Annotated in this window: 18 protein-coding genes; 8 read left to right on the top strand and 10 right to left on the bottom strand. The window is 65.9% G+C overall.

Annotated elements, in window-relative coordinates:
• Nucleotides 1-102: 102 nt before the first annotated feature.
• Complete coding sequence (locus tag EV663_RS00090; RefSeq protein ID WP_132949738.1) at nt 103-1,752, bottom strand: electron transfer flavoprotein-ubiquinone oxidoreductase; 1,650 nt, start codon at nt 1,750-1,752, stop codon at nt 103-105.
• A 235-nt stretch (nt 1,753-1,987) separates the two neighbouring features.
• On the opposite strand from EV663_RS00090, the gene greA reads away from it, so the two are divergent.
• On the top strand, nt 1,988-2,458 hold the full coding sequence (gene greA / locus EV663_RS00085) for a transcription elongation factor GreA (protein ID WP_132949737.1): 471 nt from the start codon (nt 1,988-1,990) through the stop codon (nt 2,456-2,458).
• Between the two features lie 25 nt (nt 2,459-2,483).
• Entirely contained in the window at nt 2,484-3,509 is a 1,026-nt protein-coding gene (locus EV663_RS00080) for a hypothetical protein (protein WP_132949736.1), read from the top strand.
• Here the strand turns inward: EV663_RS00080 and EV663_RS00075 are convergent.
• On the bottom strand, nt 3,490-4,374 hold the full coding sequence (locus tag EV663_RS00075) for a hypothetical protein (protein WP_132949735.1): 885 nt from the start codon (nt 4,372-4,374) through the stop codon (nt 3,490-3,492). The genes EV663_RS00080 and EV663_RS00075 overlap by 20 nt on opposite strands.
• Nucleotides 4,362-4,946, bottom strand: a complete 585-nt coding sequence (mobA, locus tag EV663_RS00070; RefSeq protein ID WP_132949734.1) for a molybdenum cofactor guanylyltransferase MobA — start codon at nt 4,944-4,946, stop codon at nt 4,362-4,364. The genes EV663_RS00075 and mobA overlap by 13 nt, the downstream gene beginning before the upstream one ends.
• A 77-nt stretch (nt 4,947-5,023) precedes the next feature.
• Between mobA and EV663_RS00065 the strand changes: the two genes are divergently transcribed.
• Together EV663_RS00065 and EV663_RS00060 are read left to right on the top strand one after the other, a co-directional pair.
• On the top strand, nt 5,024-5,731 hold the full coding sequence (locus EV663_RS00065) for an AzlC family ABC transporter permease (RefSeq protein ID WP_132949733.1): 708 nt from the start codon (nt 5,024-5,026) through the stop codon (nt 5,729-5,731).
• 2 nt (nt 5,732-5,733) lie between these two features.
• Nucleotides 5,734-6,057, top strand: coding sequence for an AzlD domain-containing protein (locus tag EV663_RS00060; RefSeq protein WP_425057108.1), 324 nt, complete (start codon nt 5,734-5,736; stop codon nt 6,055-6,057).
• On the opposite strand, the gene EV663_RS00055 is transcribed toward EV663_RS00060, so the two are convergent.
• Genes EV663_RS00055 through EV663_RS00045 form a run of 3 tightly spaced genes read right to left on the bottom strand, consistent with a single transcriptional unit; the run spans nt 6,054 to nt 9,648 of the window.
• Nucleotides 6,054-6,812: a hypothetical protein gene (locus EV663_RS00055; RefSeq protein ID WP_341799025.1), complete on the bottom strand. Its 759-nt coding sequence runs from the start codon at nt 6,810-6,812 to the stop codon at nt 6,054-6,056. The two genes, EV663_RS00060 and EV663_RS00055, sit on opposite strands and share 4 nt — an antisense overlap.
• Nucleotides 6,813-6,871: 59 nt before the next feature.
• A complete protein-coding gene (locus EV663_RS00050) occupies nt 6,872-7,933 on the bottom strand; it encodes an MBL fold metallo-hydrolase (protein WP_132950375.1) in 1,062 nt (353 codons plus the stop codon).
• Nucleotides 7,933-9,648 (bottom strand): acyl-CoA dehydrogenase, encoded by a 1,716-nt coding sequence (locus EV663_RS00045; protein WP_132949731.1) that lies wholly within the window; start codon nt 9,646-9,648, stop codon nt 7,933-7,935. The genes EV663_RS00050 and EV663_RS00045 overlap by 1 nt, the downstream gene beginning before the upstream one ends.
• 126 nt (nt 9,649-9,774) lie before the next feature.
• On the opposite strand from EV663_RS00045, the gene EV663_RS00040 reads away from it, so the two are divergent.
• Nucleotides 9,775-10,731 carry an L-threonylcarbamoyladenylate synthase gene (locus EV663_RS00040; RefSeq protein ID WP_132949730.1) on the top strand — a complete coding sequence of 319 codons (957 nt, stop codon included), beginning with the start codon at nt 9,775-9,777 and terminating at the stop codon, nt 10,729-10,731.
• Between the two features lie 110 nt (nt 10,732-10,841).
• On the opposite strand, the gene hemF is transcribed toward EV663_RS00040, so the two are convergent.
• Nucleotides 10,842-11,735 (bottom strand): oxygen-dependent coproporphyrinogen oxidase, encoded by an 894-nt coding sequence (gene hemF, locus EV663_RS00035; protein ID WP_132949729.1) that lies wholly within the window; start codon nt 11,733-11,735, stop codon nt 10,842-10,844.
• A 118-nt stretch (nt 11,736-11,853) separates the two neighbouring features.
• On the opposite strand from hemF, the gene EV663_RS00030 reads away from it, so the two are divergent.
• On the top strand, nt 11,854-12,243 hold the full coding sequence (locus EV663_RS00030; protein ID WP_132949728.1) for a hypothetical protein: 390 nt from the start codon (nt 11,854-11,856) through the stop codon (nt 12,241-12,243).
• Here EV663_RS00030 and EV663_RS00025 read toward each other — a convergent pair.
• The 3 genes from EV663_RS00025 to clpS are packed head-to-tail and all read right to left on the bottom strand — an operon-like array spanning nt 12,240 to nt 14,428.
• Nucleotides 12,240-13,043 carry an SDR family NAD(P)-dependent oxidoreductase gene (locus EV663_RS00025; protein WP_132949727.1) on the bottom strand — a complete coding sequence of 268 codons (804 nt, stop codon included), beginning with the start codon at nt 13,041-13,043 and terminating at the stop codon, nt 12,240-12,242. The genes EV663_RS00030 and EV663_RS00025 overlap by 4 nt on opposite strands.
• A gap of 22 nt (nt 13,044-13,065) precedes the next feature.
• A complete protein-coding gene (locus EV663_RS00020; RefSeq protein WP_132949726.1) occupies nt 13,066-14,091 on the bottom strand; it encodes a class I SAM-dependent methyltransferase in 1,026 nt (341 codons plus the stop codon).
• A 16-nt stretch (nt 14,092-14,107) separates the two neighbouring features.
• Nucleotides 14,108-14,428, bottom strand: a complete 321-nt coding sequence (gene clpS, locus EV663_RS00015; RefSeq protein ID WP_132950374.1) for an ATP-dependent Clp protease adapter ClpS — start codon at nt 14,426-14,428, stop codon at nt 14,108-14,110.
• 777 nt (nt 14,429-15,205) lie between these two features.
• Here clpS and EV663_RS00010 point away from each other — a divergent pair.
• Both EV663_RS00010 and EV663_RS00005 read left to right on the top strand, forming a co-directional pair.
• On the top strand, nt 15,206-16,537 hold the full coding sequence (locus EV663_RS00010) for a D-alanyl-D-alanine carboxypeptidase family protein (RefSeq protein WP_132949725.1): 1,332 nt from the start codon (nt 15,206-15,208) through the stop codon (nt 16,535-16,537).
• An 11-nt stretch (nt 16,538-16,548) separates the two neighbouring features.
• The gene (locus EV663_RS00005; RefSeq protein WP_243697829.1) at nt 16,549-17,223 is read left to right on the top strand and encodes a fumarylacetoacetate hydrolase family protein; all 675 of its coding nucleotides are present in this window, start codon (nt 16,549-16,551) and stop codon (nt 17,221-17,223) included.
• Nucleotides 17,224-17,322 lie beyond the last annotated feature (99 nt).

Below are 17,322 nucleotides of genomic sequence, written 5' to 3'. Positions count from 1 at the left end.
ACAACACTCCCTTGATTTTAAGGCAAGGTAGAGCGGGCGCGCACCCAAGGCAATGCACTGCCCCGTGGGACCTCGGCAAAGCCCGGGGTCATCGCGCGGATGTTACATGTTGGGGTAATTCGGCCCGTCGCCCCCCTGTGGCGCGACCCAGGTGATGTTCTGGCTGGGATCCTTGATGTCGCAGGTCTTGCAATGCACGCAGTTCTGGAAATTGATGACGAATTCGGGCTTGCCGTCTTTTTGCACCACCTCGTAGACGCCGGCAGGGCAGTAGCGCTGGGCCGGTTCGGCATATTCGGGCAAGTTCACCTCAACCGGCATGTCCGGGTCGGTCAGTCGCAGGTGACAGGGCTGGCTTTCCTCGTGATTGGTAAAGGAAAACGCCACGTTGGTCAGCCGGTCGAAGCTGAGCTTGCCGTCCGGTTTGGGGTAATCGATCGGCGCGTAATCGGCTGCCTTGCCGGTATGGGCGGCATCGGTCTTTTCGTGGTGCAGGGTGCCCAGAGGGTTCCACCCCGTCAGGTTGGCCACCCACATGTCAAAGCCCCCAAGCGCCGTGGCCAGCGCCGCGCCGTAATGGGACCAAAGCGGCTTGACGTTGCGCACCCGTTTCAGGTCCCTGGCAATCTCGCCAGCGTGCAGGGCGGTGTCGTAATCCTCCAGCACATCGCCCGCGCGCCCGCCCTTGATCGCGGTCACGGCGGCCTTGGCGGCCTCGATCCCGGACATCATCGCGTTGTGGTTGCCCTTGATCCGCGGCACGTTCACCAGCCCCGCTGAACAGCCCAGCAGCACCCCGCCCGGAAAGGCCGCCTGCGGGATCGACTGATAGCCGCCCTCGGAAATTGCCCGCGCGCCATAGGCCACGCGCTTGCCGCCCTCCAGCAGGTCGGCGACGATCGGGTGATGCTTGAACCGCTGGAATTCCATGTAAGGATAAAGGTGCGGGTTCTCATAGTTGAGATGCACCACGAAGCCGATGAACACCTGGTTGTTCTCGGCGTGATAGATGAACGACCCGCCGCCGCCGTTGCCGTTCAGCGGCCAGCCCATCGTATGGGTGACGGTGCCCTCGCGGTGCTTGGCCGGGTCGATTTCCCAGACCTCTTTCATGCCGATGCCGAATTTCTGGGGATCGCGCCCCTCGGACAGGCCGAATTTGGCGATCACCTGTTTTGACAGGTGTCCGCGCACGCCCTCGGCGAGGAACACATACTTGCCGCGCAATTCCATCCCCGGCTCATAGCCGGGTCCGGGTGTGCCGTCGGGCTGGCGACCGAATTCACCCGCGATGACGCCCTTGACCGCGCCATCCTCGCCCCAGACCAAGTCCGAACAGGCCATGCCCGGAAAGATCTCCACGCCCAGCGCCTCGGCCTGTTCGGCCAGCCAGCGGCAGACATTGCCCATCGAGACGATATAGTTGCCGTGGTTCGACATCAGCGGGGGCGTCAGCCAGTTGGGGAAACGCATCTGCCCCGCCTCGCCCAGGAAATAGAAGTTGTCCTCGCGCACAGGCACGGTGACGGGGGCGCCGCGTTCCTTCCAGTCGGGAAACAGCGCGTTCAGCCCCACCGGGTCCAGCACCGCGCCCGACAAGATATGCGCCCCCACCTCGGAGCCCTTTTCAAGGACGACAACGTCAAGATCGGGGGCCAGTTCCTTTATCCGGATCGCCGCAGACAGGCCAGAAGGCCCCGCGCCCACGATGACGACATCGTAATCCATCGATTCCCGTTCGATCTCGGCCATGTGCTGTCCCCTCTGGTCGCGCGCCGCGCCCAGGGCGGCAGGTCTGCATCCCGGCAACCGTTAGCGCAGGCCGCCCCCCAATTCAATTGCGACGCAACATCATTTCGCTGCGTGGCGGCATTCGGTAACGGACTCTCACCCGTGAACAGGCACCGCGGACTGCGCGCCCGCTTGCAAAGGCGCTGCGAATTTGCTTGGGTCTTTTGAAACGGACTTCCCCAAAAGATAGCGAACTATGGAAAAGATACCGATGACCCGCGCGGGGCATGCCGCGCTTGATGAGGAATTGAAAAAACTCAAATCGGTCGAGCGGCCCGCCGTGATCAAGGCCATCGCCGAGGCGCGCGAACATGGCGACCTGTCGGAAAACGCCGAGTATCACGCAGCCCGCGAAAAACAGAGCTTTATCGAAGGCCGCATCAAGGAGCTGGAGGCGCTCTTGTCGCTGGCCGAGGTCATCGACCCCGCCAAGCTGTCGGGCGCCATCAAGTTCGGCGCAACCGTGACGCTGGTGGACGAGGATACCGATGAGGAAAAGACCTATCAGATCGTGGGCGAGGCAGAGGCCAATATCGACAAGGGCCTGCTGAACATACGATCGCCGCTTGCGCGCGCCCTGATCGGCAAGAACGAGGGCGACAGCGTCGAGGTGCGCACCCCGGGCGGGGAACGCAGCTACGAGGTGCTGAGCGTCAGCTATATCTGACGGGATCACGGGCGGGCGCCGGAACATGGCAAATGACGAACGGAACACCCCGCTAAAGATCGGGTTCCTCTCCTCGAAGAAAGAGGAAGGGGATATCGGTGCCACGGACATGATCGCGCTGGGTCTCAGCCTTTTGTGGCTGGTGATCGCGGGGGCGTTCTTTACCTTTGCAAGGTTCGGCAGCACGCGGCCGAGCTTTGATCCATTGACCTTCATCCTGGTGCTTCTGGCGGTAGTGATGCCCGTCGCCCTGATCTGGGTCGGAGCCTCGGCCGCAAAGAGCGCGCGGATAATGCGCGAGGAATCCGCCAGGCTCCAGGCTGCCATCGACGCGATGCGCAAGACCTACATCCAGCAACAGCAAAACGCCGGGATGGAGGTTTCGCGCCCCTCGATAGAACAGAAGCTGGAAGAACTCGCCCGCGCGCAGAAACAGACCGAAACCGTGATCGCGACCTTTGCCAGCCGCCGGGGCGAAACACCCGCGCCCGCGCTGGCAACCACCGCTGTATCCCCGCCCGAGACCGATGCAGACCAGCCAGCGCTGGCGCTGGGCACCCCGCCCGAGGATCTGTCACCGCCATTGGCAACGGCCGATTTCCTGCGCGCGCTGAACTTTCCCGAAACCGCAGAAGATCGCGAGGGATTCCGGGCGCTGCGCCGCGCGCTGGAGGACCGGATCGCAGGAAAACTGGTGCGGGCGGCGCAAGACGTACTGACGCTGCTGAGCCAGGATGGCATCTACATGGACGACCTGCGCCCCGACCGCGCGCACCCCGAGATCTGGCGTAAATTCGCCCATGGCGAACGCGGACCGGGCGTGGCCGCGCTGGGGGGGGTGCGCGACCGCTCCTGCCTGGCGCTGGCCGCGGGCCGGATGAAACAGGACCCCATCTTTCGCGATGCCGCGCATCATTTCCTGCGCCAGTTCGACAAGGTTCTGGCAGAGTTCGAACAGGCTGCCTCGGACCAGGAAATCAGCGATCTTGCAGAAACCCGCACCGCGCGGGCATTCATGTTGCTTGGCCGGGTCACGGGAATGTTCGGCTGAGAAGCGCCAGCAAGTCCGGGCCACAGGCCGCCCCGAGAATCCATCCCTCTTCGGAAATGCGCGGATCGGGCGGTGTTGCGAAAAGATCGGCTAACCGCCCCTCTGCCTGCATCGCGGCGACGGCATGCGCCATCAATCGCACCTGCACCGCATCGCGGATCTCACCTGTTGTCGCCCGCACAGCAGGGTCGATCAGCGAAGGATAGATTTCAGCCAGCACCAGCGGTGCCCCGGGCGGATCGAAAGGCCAGACCGCCAAGTCGCTGTCAAAGCGTTGGCCAAGACGGTGCAGCATCGGCAGCCCCACCAGAACCTGGCTACCGACCGCGCCGGTGGTAAAGAGCTTCCAGACCGTTTGGGCGCGTGGCAACGCCTCTTCGGCAGCACGGCGTTCGGGCAAGAAATGGCCATGGCGCGCGCGCCCCTTCGCAGGCAGATGCGGCAGGTCCAGCCCCTGCGGGCAACCCCAGAACGGCCCCACGCCCGGCAGGCGCGCGTTGATCGCATCGGCCAGGGCAAATCGGTTATTGGCATTGTCGGGTCCGTCGATCAAATGCTCGGCCAACCAAGACCATACCGCCCGCGCGCATGCTGTCCCTGTCAGCCTGGCGGCAAAGCCCGCCGGATAGCCAAAAGCGAAATCCAGCCCCAAGAGCACCCGCCGCCCCGCTGCGTGCTCGGCCTGCATCAATTCGCACAAGGCCGCCTCGGCGCTGGCGCGGGTGCGGTGATAGCTGACCGTCCGGGCCGCGCCACGCGCCACCGCGATCCAGATCGCATCCGCCACGGGCCGTCGGGGCGAAGGGGCGGAACGGGCCGACCAGTCGGCCATGACGATGGTCTCGAACCCCTTCATCCCCGGCAAAGCAAGGCCTCGGCGGCGGCCAGATCGTCGGGGGTGTTGATGTTGAGGAACGGGTTGCCCTCCCCGCCAAAGGCAACCTGCACGGCGCCTTGCGCCTGGGCAAACTCCATCACCCGGCGCGTGCCGCCGGCCAGTGCCGCACGCAGGGGCGCGCGCAACTCCACCGACCACAGCCCGGCAGTCGGATGCACGCGCCCCGCGCTTTGGGCCAGCGTCAGGGACACATCGGGCCGGGACAGGCGCGCGACCAGGCCGCGGGGCACAAAGGGCGTATCCACCGCCACCGTCACCAACCGCCCCGCCCCTTTTTCGGCGGCCCAGTCAAGCCCGGCCAGGATACCAGCCAGCGGACCCAGCCCGCCCCGTAACGGATCGGCAAGAACCGGCAGGCCAAAACCCGCGAACCGGGATGGATCGCCATTCGCGCTGAGCGCCAGCCCAGCTACCTGCGGACCCAGGCGCGCGGCAACGTGGGTCAACAGGCAGTCACTTCCAAGCCTTAGCAACGCCTTGTCGGCACCATCCATGCGCCGCCCCTGCCCCCCCGCCAGGATCAGGCCAAGCACCGCCATGCCCCCTCCGATTTTGCATTTGCATCCGTCCGACCAAGCGCTTAGGCCCTCGACCGACCCAAGCTTAGAGACCCGCGATGTCCTCATCCACCATCAAATCGGCCTATTGGACGGGCGTGCGCCACGGTGCGCCATTTCTCTTGGTGATCGTGCCCTTTGCCGTTCTGTTCGGCGTGGTCGGAACCGAGGCTGGGCTGAACCTGGCCGAGGTGATGGGTTTTTCCGTGCTGGTGATCGCGGGGGCGGCACAGTTCACCGCCGTGCAGATGATGTCGGACAACGCGCCCACGCTGATCGTGATCGTGACGGCGCTGGCGGTGAACCTGCGCATGGCGATGTATTCGGCCTCGCTGACACCGTACCTGGGCGAGGCGCCGCTTTGGAAACGGGCTCTTGTTGCCTATTTCCTTGTCGACCAGACCTTTGCCGTGGGCCATGCCCGGTTCGAAGCCCGGCCCGGCATGACCTTGGCCGAAAGGCTTGCCTACCTCTTTGGCGTCATCACCCCGGTCTGCCCGACATGGTACGCGATGACGCTGGTGGGGGCACTCGTGGGCCAGGGCATCCCGCCGGAATACGCGCTCGATTTCGCGGTGCCGATCACCTTTATCGCGATGATCGCGCCGGCGCTGCGCACCGCCGCCCATGTCGCAGCGGCAGGCGTTTCGGTGGCGCTGGGCCTTGCGCTGGCCTTCATGCCCTACAATACCGGCCTCTTGCTGGCGGCCCTGGGGGCGATGATCGTCGGCGCGCAGGTCGAACTATGGACGGGACGACGCGAATGAACATGGGCACGGCAGAAATCTGGATGATCATCGTGGCATTGGGGATCGGCTCTTTCCTGATCCGGTTTTCCTTTCTCGGGATCATCGGAAACCGCAGGATACCCGACTGGGTACTTCGGCATCTGCGCTATACCCCTGTTGCGGTTCTTCCGGCCCTTGTCGCGCCTATGGTCGTCTGGCCCGCGGCAACGGGCGGCGCATTCGACCCGCCGCGCGTGTTGGCGGCGGCGGCGGCGCTGGGACTGGGTTATGCGACCCGCAACGTCGTTGCGGCCATTGGCGCGGGGGCGGTGACGCTTTACGCGATGCTCTACCTCTTGGGTTAACCCGACGAGGCGGCAGAGGGCAGCGTGGGATAGGCCGGGGCCTCAAGATTCTGTTCTTGCAACAGCAGGCCGTGATCGTCGGGATCATCGTCGCGTATCTTGCGCGTTTCGACGCCGTCCAGCCTTGAAAAGGCGCGCATGATCCCCTTGGGGTTAAAGGTGACAGGGATCGATTCAAAGCCCGGCACCTGTCTGAGAACCGAACTGACCGACCGGCCGCACATCGCCTTGCCGACCGCGCCGTTATCGGCGACCAGTCGCAAGGCGTGCTCTGCGACATCGGGGGCGACCTGCCGGGTCTGCATCACGACGTGGTAGGTTTCGCGTGCATGGTAATCGACGTAGAACTCAAGCATCAGCGGCGTGATCCCGTAATGCAGGTCGTTGCGTTCGGGTGCTGTGCGGTGCCACCAGCTGCCGGCCGGGTCGAAAATAACGCGCTGGCTGGCGTTGATCATCAGCGCAGAATGCGCCCCCGCGTCAGAGCGGTTGGACACCATGGTAAACAGCGTGATCGAGGGCGGCTCGGGACTGCGATAGGTGGCGCGCGCCACGGCCTCGTCGGGGGCCCAGACGGGTTCGGCGGTGCAGGCGGCCAGGATCGCGGGCAGGGCAAGCACAAGAAGGAAAAGACGCAGCATCACGATCATCCGGGAGGCCATGGTGGGGGCCGCGCGCGCGGCTACTCTCTCGGGGGGCCGCAACCGGCGGGCACCAACCAACCGGTCCGGCATCTTGTGCCACGTTGTCGCCATCGCGCGCCCCGTTCCAGACATCCCTTTGGCCCGCACGCTAGTCGATCCTGCCGGGCCTGTCACGGCCCCTCGGGCGGCACCTGTGCAACCTGGTACAGCCATGCCCCGTCCTCGCGCTGCCAGCGCCGCGCCTGTCCGGTCAGGAACAAGTGATTGACATGCCCCACGGCCTCGACCAGGGCCAGTATGTATTCCCCCGGACCGATCTCGCGCTTGAACAGCGGCGTGAAACACTCGCAGGCCGTGCGTGGCTCACCCAGGTGCGCACGCAGACGGGACAATGCGCCATGATGGTTCGCGACAAGCTGATCCAGCCGGACCGGCAGCCCGGTAAATGGCAGCTTGTGACCTGGCAGGACAAGATGATCCTCACGGGCATGTGCCGCCATGCGCGTACAGCTTTCGATCCAGCCCGCCACGGGGTCGTTAAACGGTTCGGTGGCATAGACCCCAAGGTTGGGCGAGATAGAGGCCAATAACTGGTCGCCACCGATCACCAGGTCGCAGTCGCGGCTCCAGAGGGTGACATGGTCGGGCGCATGGCCATCGCCCAGGCGCACATCCCAGTCGCGCCCGCCCGCCCGGATCACGTCGCCCTCGGCCATGTTGCGAAAGCCCAGCGGCATCGGCGCCACCGTGTCGGCAAAGTTGAACGGGCGCTGCGCGGCGCGCTCGCCCCAAAGCGCCGGGTCCATCCCCGCGCCGCGCCAATATGCCAGGGTTTCGGGCGCCGGGCGGTCTTGTTCGTCCAATTGCAGCATCCGCGCAAAAAGCCATGCAACGCGGCTGGTCCATAATTCGGCGCCGTGCTCGGACTGAAACCAGCCCGCAAGACCGACGTGGTCGGGATGGTGATGAGTGACGATGACACGGGTCACGGGCTTGCCGCCAAGGGGACCGGCCAGCAGATCGGCCCAGATGGCCCGGCCACGGCGCGAGGCGATGCCGGTATCGACCAGCGTCCAGCCCTCGCCATCGTCAAGCGCGTAGACATTGACATGGTCCAGGGCCATCGGCAGGGGCATCCGCAACCACAGCACGCCCTGGGCGATTTCGACCGCCTGCCCCGGCTCGGGCGGCGTGGCGAAAGGATAACGGATCGCGCCGCGAGCCCCGTCCATCATGCTGCGAAATCGTCGTCTGCCAGGGCATAAAGCCCCTCTGCGCCCGCCCGCGCCTCGGCCAGGGCTGCGGCATGCTCGGGCAGCAGCCGCTCGACAAACACACGCGCCAGCGCGCTGCGCCGCCCGCAACCGCCCTCGGCATACGCCGCGGCCAGATGCATGTGCCCGCCCAGAACCCGCGCCCAGGCACGCAGATAAGGCACAGCACCCGCGAAACGGTCGGTCATCTCTCGCGTGAGCATCCATTCCGTCGTTTCACGCAAGGATTCGGCCGCGGCCCAGACCTCGCCCGCCAGATCGGGCAAGACCGCCCGCGCCATCTCTGCACCCTGTTCGATCTCTTCCAGAAGACGCCAGGCGGCCTCGCCACCATCCATGAGCTTGCGTCCGACAAGATCCATCGCCTGAATGCCGTTGGTGCCCTCGTAGATCGGCGTCACCCTCACATCGCGCAGGTATTGTGCCGCGCCGGTTTCCTCGACATAGCCCATGCCGCCATGCACCTGCATCGCCATCGAGGCCACCAGGACCCCGGTATCGGTGCCATGTGCCTTGGCAATCGGCGTCAGGAAAGCCGCGCGCGCCGCCCATTCGGCGGCCCCGGTCGCGGTCTGCATGTCGATGGAAACCGCGCAAGACAGCGCGATCGCGCGGGCGGCAAAGACCTCTGCACGCATGCAGGCCAGCATGCGGCGGATATCGGCATGGTCGAGAATGGCGCCGCTGCCGCCCTGGACGGGCGTCTGCCCCTGGCGCCGCGCGGCAGCATGGGACAAGGCGTGGGATAGCGCGGCCTCGGCCACGCCGATTCCCTGCATGGCAACGCCCAGGCGGGCATTGTTCATCATCGTGAACATCGCGGCCATGCCCCTGTTTTCTTCGCCGACCAGCCAGCCAGTCGCCCCGTCATATTCCATCACGGCGGTGGGGCTGCCATGCAGTCCCATCTTGTGCTCAAGGCTGATTACCCGCACCCCGTTGCGCGCACCGGGATCGCCGTTCGCGTCGGGAAGGTTGCGCGGCACGAGAAACAGGCTGATCCCCCGCGTGCCCGGCGGCGCATCGGGCAGGCGGGCCAGCACCAGGTGCACGATATTGGGCATGAAATCGGCGTCGCCCCAGCTGATATAGATCTTTTGCCCGGTGATCGCGTAAGTGCCATCCCCCTTGGGCCGGGCCACGCTGCGCAGGGCGCCCACATCGCTGCCGGCCTGCGGTTCGGTCAGGTTCATGGTGCCCGACCACGCGCCGGAAACCAGCCGGGGCAGGTAAAGCGCCTTGATCTCGTCACTGGCGTGATGGCTCAACGCCTCGATCTGGCCCAGCGTCAAAAGCGGGCAAAGCTGTAGCGACAGGCAAGCTCCGCTCATCATCTCGTTCACCGCCATGCCAAGTGTCTGGGGCAGGCCCATGCCCCCGAATTCAGGCGGGGCCGTGATCGCCGTCCAGCCGCCATCGGCAATGGCACGATAGCCGGCGTCAAAGCCCGGCGATGTCCGAACGACCCCGTTTTCAAGGCGGGCCGGGGCAAGGTCGCCGGCCCGCTGCAACGGGGCAAGAACCTCTTCGCAGAGCTTGCCGGCCTCGGTCAGGATCTGGGTGGTTACATCGGGCGTAACATCGGCGAAGCGCTCGGTCGCGGTCACCTCGTCGAATCCCGCCACATGGGCGAGGATGTAGCGTATGTCGTCCACCGGGGCACGATAAGTCATCTGGTCCTCCGCACGCCATCCGCTTGTTCCGCGAACGGCGCGGCGATATGTGGTCAGGATATGGTGCGCAAAGGTTAACCGAACCGGTCGCCCCATCAAGGCCGAACGCAACGTCACCGGAGACCGCTGTTGAGCGCAGAAATCCTGATCCCCGATGCCGAGGGCCTTTCCCGCGCCGGCGCATTGTTGCGCGCGGGGCGGCTGGTGGCCTTTCCGACCGAGACGGTCTACGGGCTTGGGGCGGATGCAACCAACGATCGGGCGGTCGCGGCGATCTTCGAGGCCAAGGGGCGGCCACGCTTCAACCCGCTGATCGTGCATGTTGCAGACATCGCTGCGGCACGGCGTATCGCACGGTTTACGAGGGCTGCCGATCAACTGGCCGAGGCCTTCTGGCCCGGCGCGTTGACCCTGGTTCTGCCGCTGCGGCCGGAGGCGGGGATCTCGCCGCTGGTCACGGCAGGGCTGGACACGGTCGCGTTGCGCCTGCCTGATCACCCGGTGGCACACGCCCTCCTGGCGGCCTTTGGCGGGCCCGTCGCGGCACCCTCGGCCAATCCGTCGGGCGCGGTCAGCCCGACGCGGGCCGAGCACGTGATCGAGGGGTTGGGCGAGCGCATCGCGGGCATTCTGGATGGCGGCCCCTGCCCGGTCGGAGTGGAATCGACGATCGTGGGCTTTGACCCCGCGCCGGTGCTGCTGCGCCCCGGCGGCCTGCCGGTCGAGGCGATCGAAGACTGCATGGGCCTGCGCCTGCGGGCGGGCGGCACCGGGGAAAAGCCGAACGCGCCGGGACAGCTTGCATCCCATTACGCGCCCGGCGCACGGGTGGTTCTGGAGGCGCGCACCCCGCCCGCAGGTGCGTTATGGCTGGGTTTCGGGCCGGATTGCGCAGGCGCGGCGATCAACCTGTCGCCCGCCGGCGACCTGGTAGAGGCCGCAGCGGGTTTGTTCCAGGCGCTGCGCGCGCTTGACGCGCAGGCCGCACCCGGTCAGGTGATCGCGGTCGCGCCGGTACCTGGGCACGGGCTGGGACGGGCGATCAACGACCGGTTGCGGCGGGCGGCGGCCCCGAGGGGATAGCGCGCGCGCCCCGCACCGGCAGGGGCACGGGCCGAACTGCCGGGGGGCGCCGCCCCCCGGACCCCCGGGGGTATTTCCACCAAGAAGAAGGCGGGACGGCAGGCCCGCGATCAGGGCCAGCTTGCCAGCGGGGGCATGCTCATCATGATCGCCTCGATGTCATGGCCGGTGGCCAGACCGAACTTGATACCTCGATCGTAAATCAGGTTATACTCGGCATAAAGTCCGCGATGGGCGATCTGGGCGGCGCGGTCGGCCTCGGTCCAGGCGAGATCGCGGCGGCGTTCCACCAGCGGAAGGAAGGCAGGAAGGAAAGCGCGGCCGACATCCTGAACGAAGGCGAAATCGGCCTCCCAGTCGCCGGTGTCGTGATCATCGAAGAAGATGCCGCCCACGCCGCGGGCGCGACCACGATGGGGCACGAAAAAATACTCGTCCGCCCATGCCTTGAATCGCGGGTAATAATCCGGGTCGTGGCGATCGCAATGCATCTTGAGGGTCGCGTGGAAGGCCGCGGTATCCTCATCATAGGGCAGGCAGGGGTTGAGGTCGGTGCCGCCGCCGAACCACCAGCCATGCGGCGTCCAGAACATCCGGGTGTTGAGGTGCACAGCGGGAGTATGAGGGTTTTGCATATGGGCCACGAGGCTGATCCCGCTGGCCCAGAAGCGCGGATCACGCTCCATGCCGGGGAAATCCTTGCGCGCGGCCATCGCCGCCCGGGCGGGCTTGCCCAGTTCGCCATGCACCGTCGATACGTTGACCCCCACCTTTTCGAACACGCGCCCGCCGCGCATCACGCTCATCACGCCGCCGCCCGCATCCGACCCGTCCCCGGCCCTGCGGCGGGTTTCCGAGACTTCGAAGCGCCCAGGCGGCCGGAGCGCGAGAGGGCCGGTTTGCTGGCTATCTTCCAGCGCCTCGAAGGCGGCCACGATATCATCGCGCAGGGCACCGAACCAGGCCGCTGCCTGTGCCTTGCGCTGGTCGAACTGTTCACTCATGCGGGTCTCTCCCTTGGTGCCGGCCCCGGCCTAGCAGCTTTGGCAAGCCTGCGCCACTGTGCCGCGGGTTTGGGGCGGGCGAAAGCTGGCCTATGCTGGGCCGGACCGGAGGACCCCAATGCGTACGTTTGCCCTGATTCTGAGCCTGAGCCTTGCAGCCTGCGCGAGCCCGCGCGAGATTTGCGAGCGTGATGCGCTGCGCGAGATTCGCGTTCTGGACGCGCTGATCGTTGAAACCCGGCAGACGCTTGAGCGTGGCTATGCGCTGAGACGAGAGCCCTATAGCCGCCCGCGGCTGGAGCTTTGCCAAGGCGCGACGATCGGCGAGGACCAGCTCGGCGTGAATTTTTGCAACACCACCCAGATCGCCTATCGCGACCGTCCGGTCGCGGTTGACCTGGAGGCGGAAGCGCGCAAGTTGAAATCGCTGAAGAAGAAGCGCAAGACTGCCGCGCGCGAGGCCGCGCGGCGGCTGGCGGCCTGCCGGAGGCAATATCCCGAGGGTTAATGCGCCGGGGCGTTTACCGGGTCGAGAAGCGTGCGGCCGCCATCTACCGTCATGATCTGACCGGTGATGAACTGCGCCCCGTCAGATGCCAGGAACTGTACCGCTTCGGCGACCTCGTCGGGTTTGGCAATCCTGCCCAAAGGCGTGTGATCCTTGATGTCGGCGCGATATTCGACATGCTCCTTTAGTACCCCTTGCAGGCTGGCCGACATTACAGAGCCGAAGGCGACGGCGTTGACCCGGATACGATGCGGCGCCAGCGCCACCGCCATCGAGCGGGTCATCTGGTCAAGCGCGGCCGAACTGACCGAATAGCCAAGAAGCGCAGGATGGGTGCGCCGTGCGGCAATCGAGGACAGGTTCACGATCGTACCGGCCGATCCGTCCTCAAGCCCGTCATCCTCGGCCTGGCGGATCATCCGCCGGGCCACGCATTGCGACAGCCGCAAGCTGGTCATCAGGTTCTGGTGCAACAGATCCTCGACCGCGTCGCCATCGGGGTCCAGCGGGTCGGACGGCACCATCTGGCGGCTGGCATTGACCAGGATGTCGATCCGATCAAAGGCGTCGATTGTGGCCGATAGCAGGTTGGCAATGGTCAGCCTCTCGCGCAGGTCACCGGCAAAATAGCGCGTGTTGCCTTCGGCCTCCGGGCCGAGCTCGTCAATGAGCCGCGCCTCGTCGCGGTCGGCGAACATGACATTGGCCTCGCGTTCAGCGAAATGGCGGGCGATGGCCAGCCCCACGCCATTGGCTGCACCGGTCACGATGGCGGTCTTGCCTGCAATCGAGAAAGACATGGGATATCTCCGGCTACGGCGCTCAGGTTAGGCGATTCGCACGTCCCGCGCGAGCCGGACGCCGCGGCCGGGCGGCGTGCAACACCTTGAACCCGGAATCGCCGCCGATCTCTTTAACCTCGGCAAAAAGCCGGACGAGGTCGCGCTCGTAGGGCAGGTGACGATTGGCAACGATGAAGGCCTGGCCATGGGGCGCCAACACCCGCGCGGCAGCCGCGATAAACGCTTGCCCCAGCGCAGGATCGGCGGCGCGGGTGCTGTGAAAGGGCGGGTTGGACAGCACGATGTCATAAGGCGCACCGGCGGCAAAGCCGGTCGCGTCGGCCCAGTGAAACCGCGCACGCGGATCGGTGACATTGGCCTGCGCACACTCCAGCGCCGCATGGTCGGCCTCGACCAGGTGCAGCTGCGTGATCTCGGGGTGGGAGGCCAGTGTTTCACCGGCCAGATAGCCCCAGCCCGCCCCCAGATCGACAACGCGCCCCTTGAGCTTGGGCGGCAAAGCCGCCAGCAACAGTGCAGATCCCCGGTCGACACCATCGGCCGAAAACACCCCCGGCGCGGTGCGATAGCGCCCCGCGATCAACACCCCCTGCACCGGACGCCAGGCGGCGAAAGCCGCGGGATCGGCGCGTAACGCGACGCATTTTCCATGCGCCTTGGCGAAGACCTCGCCAAGCGTCCCGCCCGCCTGCCGGCAGGCGCGCAGCAGGCTGTCCACCCCGTCGGTCCTTGCCCCGTCCACGATCACCGGCCCGCCCCCGGTCAGGCGCAGTGCCTCTTCGATCCGGGCGCGTGCCGCGTCCTTGGCCCGCGGCAAGAACACGACCGCGCCGGCGAATTCTCCCTCGGGCGCGACACCCACCTGCCAGCCGCGCGCTGCCCAGGCATCGTGATCGGGGGCGAAACCCTGGACGATCTGCACACGATCCCTGGGCAGCGCGGACAGGTCGGCATCGCGGAACGGACCGACCACCAACAGGCGGCCCGCATCGGGCAGCGCGACGGCACCGGCCGAAAGCGCGAGGGTCAGACGGGACTGGGACATCGGCGGGCTGTCTGCCCTATTCCTTTTCCATGGTGCATTGCAGCGGATGCTGGTGGCGGCGGGCGAAATCCATGACCTGTGCGACCTTGGTCTCGGCCACCTCGAAAGAGAACACGCCGACCACCGCAACGCCCTTCTTGTGAACCACCAGCATCAGCTCGAATGCCTGCGCATGGCTCATGCCGAAAAAGCGTTCAAGAACGTGAACGACGAATTCCATCGGCGTGTAGTCGTCATTCAAAAGAAGAACCTTGTAGAGTGGCGGGCGCTGCGTCCTCGGCCGGGTCTTGGTGATGACCCCGGCATCGGTTCCGGGCTCGTCATCCTTGTCCGCCATCATGATGTGGTCGGTTATCACGTGAACCGGCTCCGAAGGTTGGAATGGTGTTTGATACTGGGCGATATATATATCGCGAAACACCCGTCTGAAAAGGGCAGAGCCTGGCCATGCCCCCACCGCCTTGGCCCATCGGTTTCGACGACGACGACGCAAAGTGGCAGGATGAACGATTCCTGCCCCCGAGAGAGCTCTGCCGATGCGCTCACCTGGCATGCCAGTCCCGATCACCTGATGGCCCACCCCCGAGATGCCGAACGACGCACCCAGGGCCAATAGGGTTCGGCAGAAAAGGTTCATCGCGTCGGCGATCGAAACAGCGAAAGAGATCACCGACGACCGTGTCCCGGCCCGCGTGATCCCCCGTCTGCCGGAGGCCGGCCAAAAGATGCTGTGCCACCCGATCAAACCGCGTCCGCGAGACGATCGCGGCGCTACCGAATGATTACCCCCGGCGCTGATCACCAAGGGCGGTCTGTTCTACGGGGTCGAGACCCTGCCCGACAAGACCACGCCGCGCCATGGCAACACCAGCACCCGCCACACATGGTCGCGACGATCGCGTGACATATTGTGGGCGGCGCAGGTACATCCACAACACCTGCCTTGGCCATGTAAAACAAGGAAAATACCCCGAATGGGGGTGTTTTCGCAGGCACAGCCCTGTGCTAGGCTTCAGCCTTGAAAGATCGCCCAATACAAATCAGGGCGGCAAGAGGCAGTGAAAAGGCAAGGGTCGTGCAACGACAGGTGGGGTGCGCCCGCGGCGTACTTTTAATGGGTCTTGTTGCAATCTTCGTGGCGCTCGGCGCTGCGGGGGCTTGGTCTGCACCCTACGCGGCCCTTGTCATTGACGCGCGCACCGGCGAGGTTCTGCATGAAACCAATGCAGACACCCGCCTGCATCCGGCCTCGCTGACCAAGATGATGACACTCTACATCGCCTTCGAGGCGGTCGAACATGGCGAGATCGGCTTGGATGACGAGGTACGCATCTCGAAAAAGGCCGCGGCCGAACCGCCCTCCAAGCTCGGGCTTCGGGCAGGCCAGAAAATAAAATTGCGCTACCTGATCCGGGCCGCCGCGGTAAAGTCGGCCAACGATGCCGCCACCGCCATAGGCGAGGCGATCGAGGGATCAGAGGCCGCCTTTGCCCGGCGCATGAACCGGACCGCACAGGCGATGGGCATGACCCGAACCACGTTCAAGAATGCCAACGGCCTGACCGAAGAGGGCCACATGTCGACCGCGCGGGACATGACGACGCTGGGCCGGCACATGCTCTATGACTATCCCGAATACTACAACCTGTTCTCCCGCCAGTCGACCGATGCCGGGATCGCAACCGTCAGCAATACCAACCGAAGGCTCTTGTCCAGCTATCGCGGCGCGGACGGTATCAAGACCGGCTATACCCGCGCGGCGGGCTTCAACCTGGTGGCCTCGGCCCATCGCGGAGGGGAAAGGGTGATCGCGACCGTCTTCGGCGGTCGCTCGGTGGTGACGCGCAATGCCAAGGTGGCCGAGTTGCTGGACCTGGGCTTTCAGCGCGCACCAAGCCGCGTCGCCATGCGACTGCCCGCCAAACCCGCCTATGGCGCGACCATCCGCATGGCAATGGCACTGACCACCTCGCCCAGGCCGGTCGCCCGCCCCCTGCCCGGCCCTTCCGAAGCGTTGATTGCCGCGCTGACCCTGAACGTGGCCAGCGCCGTGGAAGAGGCCCAGGCCGAGATGGCCACCCGCTCGGCCGTGCCGGTGGCCGGGATACCCCCGGCCCCCCGTCCCGAGGATGTCGCCACGCCCGTCGCGGTCGCTGCCGCCGCCGGCCAGGACCCCGAGATCGTCACACGCCTGTCCTCGTCGGGCGGTCGGCACTGGGGCATAAAGGTCGGCCGTTACGGGTCACGTTACCAGGCCGAAAGGGTGCTCTTGCAGACCGCACTACGCGAGATCGGCACCCTGGACGAGGCGCTGCGCAAGGTGGTGCAGACGCCGCGCGGCTTCGAGGCACAGTTTATCGGTATGGCGCGCGAAGAGGCCGCCCTCGCCTGCCGCAGGTTACAGGCCAGCGGCGCAAGCTGCACCCCGATCGGCCCCGCCTCGTGACAGGAGCTTTCGTGTTGCCTCCGCCCGCGCGGGCCTCGCTTCGCATTGCCGACAGCAATGAGCGCTTTGCCGTTCGCCGGATCTTCTGCGTGGGGCGCAACTACGCCGATCACATCCGCGAAATGGGCAATGACACGCGCGAGCCGCCCTTCTTCTTCACAAAACCGGCCGATGCCCTGGTCGGCGAGGGGATGACCATCCCCTACCCCCGCGCGACCACCAACCTGCACCACGAGGCTGAACTGGTCGCCGCCATCGGCCTCGGCGGCACAGACATCGCACCGGAAACCGCCCTCTCCCATGTCTGGGGCTATGCCCCCGGCAACGACCTGACCCGCCGCGATCTGCAAGATGCCGCCAAATCGGCCCGCCGTCCCTGGGACATGGCAAAGGCATTCGACAACTCCGCCATCTGCGGCGCGCTGCACCCGGTCGCGCGGATAGGCCACCCTTCGCAGGCGCGTCTCACCTGCAAGGTGAACGGCGTCCTGCGGCAAGATGCTGACATTGCCGACATGATCTGGCCCCTGCCCCAGATCATCGCCCACCTGTCGCGCATGGTGGCCCTGGCGCCGGGCGACCTGGTCTATACCGGCACCCCCGGCGGCGTCGGACCGCTCTGCCCCGGCGACCACTGCACCGTCACTATCGCGGGGCTGGGCGAGGTCAACACGACCATCTCCTGATCTTCTGTAAGCGTCGTCTGACGGTCACCCGGCTTTCAGCTTGACGGCCGGAAATTCCACGGGAGCAGTTCGTCGAGCCGGCTTTGGGGATGGCCGTTC

The sequence above is a fragment of the Rhodovulum bhavnagarense genome (assembly GCF_004343505.1).
Classification (GTDB): Bacteria; Pseudomonadota; Alphaproteobacteria; order Rhodobacterales; family Rhodobacteraceae; genus Rhodovulum; species Rhodovulum bhavnagarense.
The sequence above is the reverse complement of the archived record's forward strand: the minus strand, read 5'-3'. Positions and strand labels throughout refer to the sequence as shown.

What these genes read in the sequence shown, in the direction of transcription:
- EV663_RS00090 (WP_132949738.1), bottom strand. Translation starts at nt 1,752, where the DNA reads ATGGCCGAGATCGAACGGGAATCGATGGATTACGATGTCGTCATCGTG.
- greA (WP_132949737.1), top strand. Translation starts at nt 1,988, where the DNA reads ATGGAAAAGATACCGATGACCCGCGCGGGGCATGCCGCGCTTGATGAG.
- EV663_RS00080 (WP_132949736.1), top strand. Translation starts at nt 2,484, where the DNA reads ATGGCAAATGACGAACGGAACACCCCGCTAAAGATCGGGTTCCTCTCC.
- mobA (WP_132949734.1), bottom strand. Translation starts at nt 4,946, where the DNA reads ATGGCGGTGCTTGGCCTGATCCTGGCGGGGGGGCAGGGGCGGCGCATG.
- EV663_RS00065 (WP_132949733.1), top strand. Translation starts at nt 5,024, where the DNA reads ATGTCCTCATCCACCATCAAATCGGCCTATTGGACGGGCGTGCGCCAC.
- EV663_RS00060 (WP_425057108.1), top strand. Translation starts at nt 5,734, where the DNA reads ATGGGCACGGCAGAAATCTGGATGATCATCGTGGCATTGGGGATCGGC.
- EV663_RS00055 (WP_341799025.1), bottom strand. Translation starts at nt 6,812, where the DNA reads ATGGCGACAACGTGGCACAAGATGCCGGACCGGTTGGTTGGTGCCCGC.
- EV663_RS00050 (WP_132950375.1), bottom strand. Translation starts at nt 7,933, where the DNA reads ATGGACGGGGCTCGCGGCGCGATCCGTTATCCTTTCGCCACGCCGCCC.
- EV663_RS00045 (WP_132949731.1), bottom strand. Translation starts at nt 9,648, where the DNA reads ATGACTTATCGTGCCCCGGTGGACGACATACGCTACATCCTCGCCCAT.
- hemF (WP_132949729.1), bottom strand. Translation starts at nt 11,735, where the DNA reads ATGAGTGAACAGTTCGACCAGCGCAAGGCACAGGCAGCGGCCTGGTTC.
- EV663_RS00030 (WP_132949728.1), top strand. Translation starts at nt 11,854, where the DNA reads ATGCGTACGTTTGCCCTGATTCTGAGCCTGAGCCTTGCAGCCTGCGCG.
- EV663_RS00025 (WP_132949727.1), bottom strand. Translation starts at nt 13,043, where the DNA reads ATGTCTTTCTCGATTGCAGGCAAGACCGCCATCGTGACCGGTGCAGCC.
- EV663_RS00020 (WP_132949726.1), bottom strand. Translation starts at nt 14,091, where the DNA reads ATGTCCCAGTCCCGTCTGACCCTCGCGCTTTCGGCCGGTGCCGTCGCG.
- clpS (WP_132950374.1), bottom strand. Translation starts at nt 14,428, where the DNA reads ATGGCGGACAAGGATGACGAGCCCGGAACCGATGCCGGGGTCATCACC.
- EV663_RS00010 (WP_132949725.1), top strand. Translation starts at nt 15,206, where the DNA reads ATGGGTCTTGTTGCAATCTTCGTGGCGCTCGGCGCTGCGGGGGCTTGG.